Genomic DNA, 7,974 nt, shown 5'->3' with positions numbered 1-7,974 from the left:
TTTACTTACTTCAGTCAGCATGGCTTCTTTTCTCCATTATTGCCTATCCGTTCCTTGTATAATGGAAATTGATGCTAGAACACAGGTTAAAGTAAAATTAGGTAGATAAAAATTCTATCTCTACAGCGCAGTTAATCCTAAAAATAGAAAGAGCCCTAGCTTATTTGCACCGAATGTTAACACCGATTGTATAAATATATTTCTTGAACAAACATCACAATATTTAAGAACACGAGAAGCCTTTCTTGTATGGATTGTGCCAGTTAGTATAAGCTTAAAACTATGGAGACAATAGGTTCAGCGTGTTAAGAGCATTAGCAAGACGAGATTTTAATTGGTTTGCATATCTACCCCAGTCTTGTATTTCCTTTTTTGCAACACCTGAGCAAACTGCAGCTTTTGCAACGGCAGGAGATACTATAGAAACTAGTCTTGGGTCAAATGGAGTAGGTATTATGTATTCACGTCCATAGCTCATCTTACGACCGCCATAGGCTGCAGATATTTCGTCAGGTGCTGGCTCACGAGCAAGCTTTGCTATTGCAGCTGCAGCTGCAATTTTCATTTCATTGTTTATCATCATTGCATGTACATCAAGTGCTCCTCTAAATATATAAGGAAACCCCATCACGTTATTAACCTGGTTATTGTAATCTGATCTCCCAGTTGCAATTATTGCGTCTGGCCTCACAGATTTTGCAAGTTCAGGTCTTACTTCTGGGTCAGGGTTGGCAAGAGCAAAAATGATTGGGTTTTGACCCATATTCTTTAACATCTCTTCATTTAATACATCCTTTGCAGACAGCCCGATGAACACATCAGCGTCTTTTATTGCGTCAAGTAGAGAACGTTCTTTAGTGTCAGTTGCGTATTTTTCCTTCCACTCATTCATGTCTTCATTTCTACCTTTATATATTACTCCTTGTTTGTCACACAGCACTATATTTTTAGCACCCATAAACTTGAGCATTTCTAAACATGCAATACCGGCCGCTCCAGCGCCATTCATGATAATTTTTACATCCTCTAATTTCTTTTCAGCAATATCAAGAGCATTTTCTATGCCAGCTGCAACAACCACTGCAGTTCCATGTTGGTCATCGTGAAACACTGGAATGTCCATCAATTCATTCAGACGTTTTTCTATTATAAAACAATCTGGTGATCTTATATCCTCTAAATTTATTCCTCCCCAACTTGGCCCAAGATATCTTACTGCATTGATAAAATCTTCTATATTTTCTGTATCGACTTCTATATCAACTGCATCAATGTCAGCGAAGCGCTTAAATAGCACAGCCTTGCCTTCCATGACGGGTTTTGAGGCAAGAGGACCAATATTACCAAGCCCAAGTACTGCAGTGCCGTTTGAAATAACAGCAACATAGTTACTTTTTGCCGTATAATTACAGACCACGTCAGGATTTTTAGCTATTTCAAGGCATGGAGCTGCAACTCCAGGAGAATAGGCAAGTGACAAGTCGTACTGAGTAGATAAAGACTTTGTTGGTAAGGTAGATATTTTACCAGGATTGCCACCTCTGCTATGATACTTAAGTGCATCTTGTCTTGTTGTACTATCTAAATCATCATTCATCACTACATCCCCATATTTTGAGCTCATGGCCAGTAAATCTTTAAGTATATTAAGTTTTTATAAATGTTCAATTGCAAACTATTAACTTGTGAATTGTACTCTACTTCTGTATAAGCTTATCATGCTGGATTAAAATTGCACTACATGTTTAAGAAAAACCTACCTAATTCACTTACAATTTTCCGTGCACTTACAATACCAGCAATAATATTGAGTTTTTATATAGAAAATAAATATGCAAACTCGATAACAATATCAATCTTCATATTTGCATGCATTACAGATTTTTTTGATGGTTACCTAGCGCGTACGTGGAAAGTCCAGTCAAAATTTGGCAGGCTATTTGATCCAATTGCTGATAAATTAATAGTGGTTTCAACAATAATGATGCTAGCTTATAAGCACAAGATCAATGATTATACGATAGTGCCATCAGTTGTCATCGTTTGTCGGGAAATATTAGTTTCGGGTTTACGGGAGTTTCTAATAGCTAAGAATGTTAGCTTACCTGTAAGTAAAGCTGGAAAAATCAAAACACTTTTACAGATGGTTGCTGTAGTGGCACTAATAATGAACGACTACGAAGCAGCTCAATATATGGGTGCAATTTGTTTGTGGATCGCAGCTGTTATGACTGTGTGGTCAGGCTATAGCTATACCTTAGCTGGCATTAAACAGATTGATTAAGCTTCTCGGGAATTAATTAATAGACAAAGTAGTTTAATATTTTAATAGCATTGACTGAATAATTAAAATCCTGTATAATATATTAGTTCATAGATCAATAGGATTTGTATGACTAGTAACTTTGGAACTAAACTTTCTGCTAAAGATTTTTTTCGAGATTTCTGGCCAACACCAACAGTTGATGAAGAAGTTAAAAAAGAGAGGCTTGAACAAGAGTTATTAGTACTAAAAGAGGAAGCAGAAAAAAGGAAGAAACTGGAGCTATCAACGTTGAAAGGAGAAGAAGCAGAAAAAGAAAAGAAGTTAGAACAAGAACTATTAACACTAAAGAAAAGGGAGTTATATAGGCAATATGTATCATTAGTTACAATGATTCCATTTACGTTACTCATGGCTATTGAGCTAGAAAAAATATGTAGCGATCAGGTATTATTCAGTGTGATAAGTGTTGGACTATGCAATACTTTGCTGCCTTTTTCAGTTCTATTTCTTATTTGTACGCTATATCTAATTTACAATAATAGAAAGATGACACAAAAAGAACGAGAGTTAGAAAATATTAAAAATGGAAGAGAAGTAGAAAAGAAAAAGTACAAACGTCTTGATACAGGTCAGTACTTGGCTTATATCGAGACAATATCAGCTGTGTTGGTCATTGTGAGTCAGATAATGGATAAAGTATTGCCATTTGAAGAGGCAGAGGGAACGCTTTTTTTCATAGCCAGTATACTTTCTTTTGCTGTAGCTTCTCACAATTATAAAAAAGAAAACAAGGAAAGGGAAACAGAGAAACTTAGCCATGGTGAGAAACTCAGTAGAAATAATAGCGATATACCCATAGCTGGGTTAATGCTTGCTGGTTCTTCTGTCATGTTAATAAGAAGGACAATGTTAATAACATTGGCATCATCATTAAGTCCTATTGTTGGACCTGCTTTAGGCTTAGCAGCTATTGCTCTTTTAGTAGTAGGAAGCGGGCTTATTGCACATTCTTATAAGAGAGAGTTGAAAAATGTGATGAAAGTCAGTGAAAAAGATATGACAGGCGCCGGTGTGATCAACGTATGTGATGGAATATTCATAGTAAATGAGGTCATTCCAGTGTGTAATGCTGTTATATCAGCATGGTATAGATCTCGCTAACAAGCAGCGGCTATTAGTAGATCTCAAGTGCATTGAGTTTGTTACTGTTCTATCTGCACAGGCTGAAGACAAATAAATGGCTTCAGTTCTATAATCTACTTGAACCTTGGTTTATCAAATAACAATGTCCGTACAATTGTGTTCCGAACCAAGAAATGCCGCTTTAACTTTATAATAACTCCAGAAATTTGTTTATTTAGGTGATATTTAGTCTATACTTTATTTTAACCAAAGAAAATCTTTATGTATAAGACTTTAATCGTGTATTTTATTTTTTTAATTTGCCCCTTTATGCGATCATATGCGAGTGATGATGCTCATCTTGAGAAAAGTGAGACCAAGCTATATGAAGAAGCAGTTGAACTTTTTAACCAAAAAAAGTACAAACAAGCTATCAGAGCATTTCAAAAAGTTGAGGATCTGTACCCTTTTTCTTATTGGGCAATGAAAGCAAAATTGTTGTCTGGTGTTTCTCACCACAATATGGGCGACTATAGCGGTGCTGCAAGTGATATGGACGATTATATATATGCCTATCCAAGTGGTGAGGATTTACCGTACGTGTATTACTTAAGGGTGTTATTTTATTACATGCAAATTAATAAGGTACAACTTGGACAACAAACTGCATATAAGGCTCTGGAACTGGCTACAGAGTACATTAATCTTTTTCCAGACAGTAAATATATAGAAGAAATAAGGGAAAAAGTAAAACTAATCACGGAGCATATATTAGCGAAGGAATATTCTATCGGTAGGTTCTATTTTAGGCGTGGTGAATATTTAGCAGCAATTAAGCGTTTTCAAAATATAATAAGCAATAAGGATTCTAGCTATTTTCTTAGATCTGTTAACTATTTAATAGCAGCCTATTCAGCTCTTGGTCTTGATCTAGAAGCTTGGCAGTATGAAAGTCTATTAGCAGAGAATCTCAAAGGAAATACCGTGAAACAGCAAACTTGAAAATTTGCTTTAGCTTTCTCCAACTTCGATATATAATTCAGACTTTTAACTATTTGAATATGGCTGGTCATTCACAGTTTTCAAATATAAGACATCGGAAAGGTGTCCAGGATGCAAAGCGCTCTCAAAAATTTACAAAACTTATTAGAGAAATAACAGCTGCTGCAAAGCAAGGTCTACCTGATCCTGAACTCAACCCGCGTCTTCGCTCTGCCATATTTGCCGCACGCAAAGAAAATCTGCCAAAAGATAAGATAGAAACAGCAATAAAAAATGCAGTTGGTAATGTTGCCGGGGAAAATTATGAAGAAATACAGTATGAAGGCTATGGACCTTCTGGTACTGCAATCATTATTCATGTCCTGACGAACAATCGCAATCGAACTGTTTCCGAGGTGCGTTATATTTTTTCTCGCAAAGATGGAAGTTTGGGAGAAACAGGAAGTGTTAGTTATCTTTTTAATCATGTAGGCTTGATCGTTTACAAAGCAGAAGGTATAAATTTTGAAGATTTATTTAGTCGTGGAATCGAATTAGAAGTATTGAATGTTGAGAAAAATAACACAGAAGGACTATATGTTATAACCTGTGAAGTGAAAGATTTTGGCAAAGTACGCAATGCTTTCTATGCAAAGTTTGGAGAGCCAGAACTTGCTCGCCTTTCATGGCAGCCAAAGGACCTAATTAAAATTAGTGATAAAGAGTTGATCGATAAATTATCCGCATTAGTTGAAGAGCTGGAAGATAATGATGATGTGCAATACGTTGAAGGTAATTTTGCTTTTGCTGGTCTGCAACTTGAGTTATGAAACTAATCATACTTATACTACTTTTTATCTTACCATTACATACCACTAGAACATCAACAGATCTTCCGATGTCATTCTCAAGTGTAATCAGGAGAAAAGAGCCAGTGCCAAACAAACAACTGTATGAACATTGTGATATAAGAATAATTTCTACCAAGAGAGATGTCATTCCAGTGCCTAGACATCGGGATTCAGTAAATTCAATTACAAATGGGCACACCAAGCAGTTATGTAATAAAAACTGGGGTTCAGCATCACGTACTGGAATGACAGGAAAGGGTTTTAAGATGACAGAAAGCAACACAGGAAACTTAGTGCACGATAGAAAGTTGTTATTCATATCCAGTGACATAAAATCTTCTTTCCTTGCTGCAAGAATTGAACAAGGGTTAGCGCCAAATATAGCGATGGAATTAATTGAAATATATAAAGATCTCGGTGTTGATTTAAAAAAAGATATTATACCAGAAAGTAAATTAGAAGTTCTTTTTGGGAGATCGCTTAATAGTCAGGGGACTAAAGAGAAAATTTTATATACTTCATTGACAACAAACAAAAAGGTCATTAGCTTGTATCATTACAAATTACAAAACGGCAGAGAAGGGTATTTTAATAAAGAAGGAATAAGCTTAAAGGATGACGGCAAAGCTTTTATAAAGCCTTTAAATGGAGGGAATTATCGTATATCTTCACAATTTGGCAATAGAAAGCATCCTATTCGTGGTAAAATTGCTTTTCATAAAGGGATAGATTACGCGGCCAAACCTGGCACTCCCATATTTGCCACTGCAGAAGGTATAATAGAATACATAGGAAATAACAGAGGATACGGTAAGTACATCAAAATAAAACACAAGAATGGGTATTCAACCTGCTACGCGCACGTGAGTGGATTTAGTAGTGATGTGAAGCTAGGCTCTAGAGTAAGGCAAGGACAAGTTATCGCTTATGTTGGTAGCACTGGCGTTGCAACAGGACCACATTTACATTACGAAGTTATATACAACGGCAAACACGTTGATCCACTTACAATACCATATAAAAGCGAAATGAGGTTATTTGGTCATGAATTGAGGGAATTTAAACTATTTATAAGTAAAATAGATGAAACTCTCAATAGAGAGAGTTCAAGTGACAAAAAAGTTTAAGGATGATATAGGTAATAATATGATAAATGATAGAAAGTTGAGTCAACTCCGGGTTTTTCCTGTACTAATAGCGTTAGGATTAATTTTATCAGTACTTTTTGCAGCATATGATAGTGCAACTGCACTTGGAATTGCTACTATTTCAATGTTGGCCTTTTCTCAAGGGTTTTTCATTAATGACCCTAATGAAGCAAGAGTAATAGAATTTCTTGGTCACTACATCGGAACTTACTTTAAGCATGGGATATTTATCACACTTCCATTTTCAAACAAATATATCATTTCCCTGAAATTTCAAAATATCAGTACAGAAAAAATAAAAGTGAATGATGCAAATGGAAGTCCAATAGAGATTTCGGTAGTAATTGTTTGGAGAGTGAGCAGTCCTGCAAAAGCACATTACAATGTTAATAATTATCATGATTTTGTTTTTGTACAAAGTGACTCGGTAATTAGAGAATTGGCAAGCAATTATCCATATGACAGTGAAAGTGATGAGGAGTCTTTACGTAAAAATTCTAATAAAATCTCAAGTGAATTGCAGTCAATGTTACAGCAAAGATTAGACATTGCGGGAATTGAAATTACAGAAGCTAGGATATCATATTTAGCATATTCATCCGAGATTGCACAAGCAATGTTAAGGCGTCAACAAGCACGCGCTATCATCTCTGCAAGAAAACATATAGTGCAAAATACGATAGAAATTATCGAAGAAGTAATAGCTCATTTTGAAAAACATAAAAGCATACAATTGGATGAAAAACAGAAAGTTCAATTGATAAATAATTTACTAGTTGCCTTGCTCTCTGAGCAAGATGCACAACCAACGATTAGTTTGAATAGTAATTAATTACAAATGGTAATACTAATTCTCACTGTTAGTGGGTCAAACAAGTGATATTACAGAATTGTTTAATTATGGAGTGAGAAAGAGAAGCAACAAATTTGCACAAAGCGCTCTTAAGCAAAGATAAATTTTAGGCTTAAAACACCAACAGTCCCATGATAAGAGGGCTAGTAAAACCTGTTAGGCAATTTTTACATTTTCACATGAGCTGCGTGGTTGATCTATAAGACTAATAAAAATTCACATATATAGGAAAGATTGGTAATATTACCTAGAGAGAAATTATTATTATAATTATGCCAAAACGCACAGATATAGAATCTATACTAGTAATAGGGGCAGGTCCGATAATTATAGGTCAGGCATGCGAATTTGATTATTCCGGAACTCAGAGTTGCAAAGTGTTAAAGAACGAGGATTATAAGGTCATTTTGGTTAATTCTAATCCTGCGACTATAATGACGGATCCTGAGTTTTCTGATGCAACATATATTGAACCCATACTGCCTGAAATCATAGAAGAAATCATAATTAAAGAGAAGCCAGATGCAATATTACCAACAATGGGTGGGCAAACTGCTTTGAACTGTGCAATGAAACTTGCAGATGATAGAGTATTGGATAAATATAACGTAAAGCTAATTGGCGTAAATAGAGAAGCAATTAAAAAAGCGGAGGATAGAAAATTATTTCGCCAATCTATGGATAAAATAGGGCTAAAATACCCTAAAAGCATCATTATAAAAGATCAAGAACAAATAAGGGAAGCTCTCGACT

Annotated in this window: 8 protein-coding genes and 1 pseudogene; 8 read left to right on the top strand and 1 reads right to left on the bottom strand. The window is 35.3% G+C overall.

The genetic code is table 11. The features are described 5' to 3' along the window. Positions 1-76: 76 nt before the first annotated feature. Positions 77-250 (top strand): annotated as a pseudogene (locus GO684_RS05410) (IS630-like element ISWpi10 family transposase); the annotation flags it as partial. A gap of 30 nt (positions 251-280) precedes the next feature. Here the strand turns inward: GO684_RS05410 and GO684_RS04765 are convergent. Further along, on the bottom strand, positions 281-1,597 hold the full coding sequence (locus tag GO684_RS04765; protein WP_175939363.1) for a malic enzyme-like NAD(P)-binding protein: 1,317 nt from the start codon (positions 1,595-1,597) through the stop codon (positions 281-283). A gap of 144 nt (positions 1,598-1,741) precedes the next feature. Here GO684_RS04765 and pgsA point away from each other — a divergent pair, with 144 nt between their 5' ends. From pgsA to GO684_RS04730, 7 genes are all read left to right on the top strand, one after another. Then, positions 1,742-2,284 carry a CDP-diacylglycerol--glycerol-3-phosphate 3-phosphatidyltransferase gene (gene pgsA, locus GO684_RS04760; protein WP_175939359.1) on the top strand — a complete coding sequence of 181 codons (543 nt, stop codon included), beginning with the start codon at positions 1,742-1,744 and terminating at the stop codon, positions 2,282-2,284. Between the two features lie 108 nt (positions 2,285-2,392). Further along, positions 2,393-3,427 (top strand): hypothetical protein, encoded by a 1,035-nt coding sequence (locus GO684_RS04755; RefSeq protein WP_175939357.1) that lies wholly within the window; start codon positions 2,393-2,395, stop codon positions 3,425-3,427. A gap of 243 nt (positions 3,428-3,670) precedes the next feature. Further along, the gene (locus GO684_RS04750; protein ID WP_175939355.1) at positions 3,671-4,390 is read left to right on the top strand and encodes an outer membrane protein assembly factor BamD; all 720 of its coding nucleotides are present in this window, start codon (positions 3,671-3,673) and stop codon (positions 4,388-4,390) included. Between the two features lie 59 nt (positions 4,391-4,449). Further along, positions 4,450-5,199, top strand: coding sequence for a YebC/PmpR family DNA-binding transcriptional regulator (locus GO684_RS04745; protein WP_175939353.1), 750 nt, complete (start codon positions 4,450-4,452; stop codon positions 5,197-5,199). Then, a complete protein-coding gene (locus GO684_RS04740; RefSeq protein ID WP_175939351.1) occupies positions 5,196-6,347 on the top strand; it encodes a peptidoglycan DD-metalloendopeptidase family protein in 1,152 nt (383 codons plus the stop codon). The genes GO684_RS04745 and GO684_RS04740 overlap by 4 nt, the downstream gene beginning before the upstream one ends. 19 nt (positions 6,348-6,366) lie before the next feature. Continuing rightward, positions 6,367-7,200, top strand: a complete 834-nt coding sequence (locus GO684_RS04735; protein WP_175939361.1) for an SPFH domain-containing protein — start codon at positions 6,367-6,369, stop codon at positions 7,198-7,200. Positions 7,201-7,493: 293 nt separating this feature from the next. Then, the coding region (locus GO684_RS04730) for a carbamoyl phosphate synthase preATP-grasp domain-containing protein (RefSeq protein WP_458695321.1) at positions 7,494-7,974 on the top strand (481 nt) is incomplete at its 3' end.

Origin of the sequence: Wolbachia endosymbiont of Litomosoides brasiliensis (genome assembly GCF_013366805.1) — a bacterium.
Classification (GTDB): Bacteria; Pseudomonadota; Alphaproteobacteria; order Rickettsiales; family Anaplasmataceae; genus Wolbachia.
The sequence above is the reverse complement of the archived record's forward strand: the minus strand, read 5'-3'. Positions and strand labels throughout refer to the sequence as shown.

Excerpts from the sequence above, each read along its gene's own strand:
- GO684_RS04755 (WP_175939357.1), top strand. The coding sequence starts at position 2,393 with ATGACTAGTAACTTTGGAACTAAACTTTCTGCTAAAGATTTTTTTCGA.
- GO684_RS04745 (WP_175939353.1), top strand. The coding sequence starts at position 4,450 with ATGGCTGGTCATTCACAGTTTTCAAATATAAGACATCGGAAAGGTGTC.
- GO684_RS04740 (WP_175939351.1), top strand. The coding sequence starts at position 5,196 with ATGAAACTAATCATACTTATACTACTTTTTATCTTACCATTACATACC.
- GO684_RS04750 (WP_175939355.1), top strand. The coding sequence starts at position 3,671 with ATGTATAAGACTTTAATCGTGTATTTTATTTTTTTAATTTGCCCCTTT.
- GO684_RS04765 (WP_175939363.1), bottom strand. The coding sequence starts at position 1,597 with ATGAATGATGATTTAGATAGTACAACAAGACAAGATGCACTTAAGTAT.
- GO684_RS04735 (WP_175939361.1), top strand. The coding sequence starts at position 6,367 with ATGATAAATGATAGAAAGTTGAGTCAACTCCGGGTTTTTCCTGTACTA.
- pgsA (WP_175939359.1), top strand. The coding sequence starts at position 1,742 with ATGTTTAAGAAAAACCTACCTAATTCACTTACAATTTTCCGTGCACTT.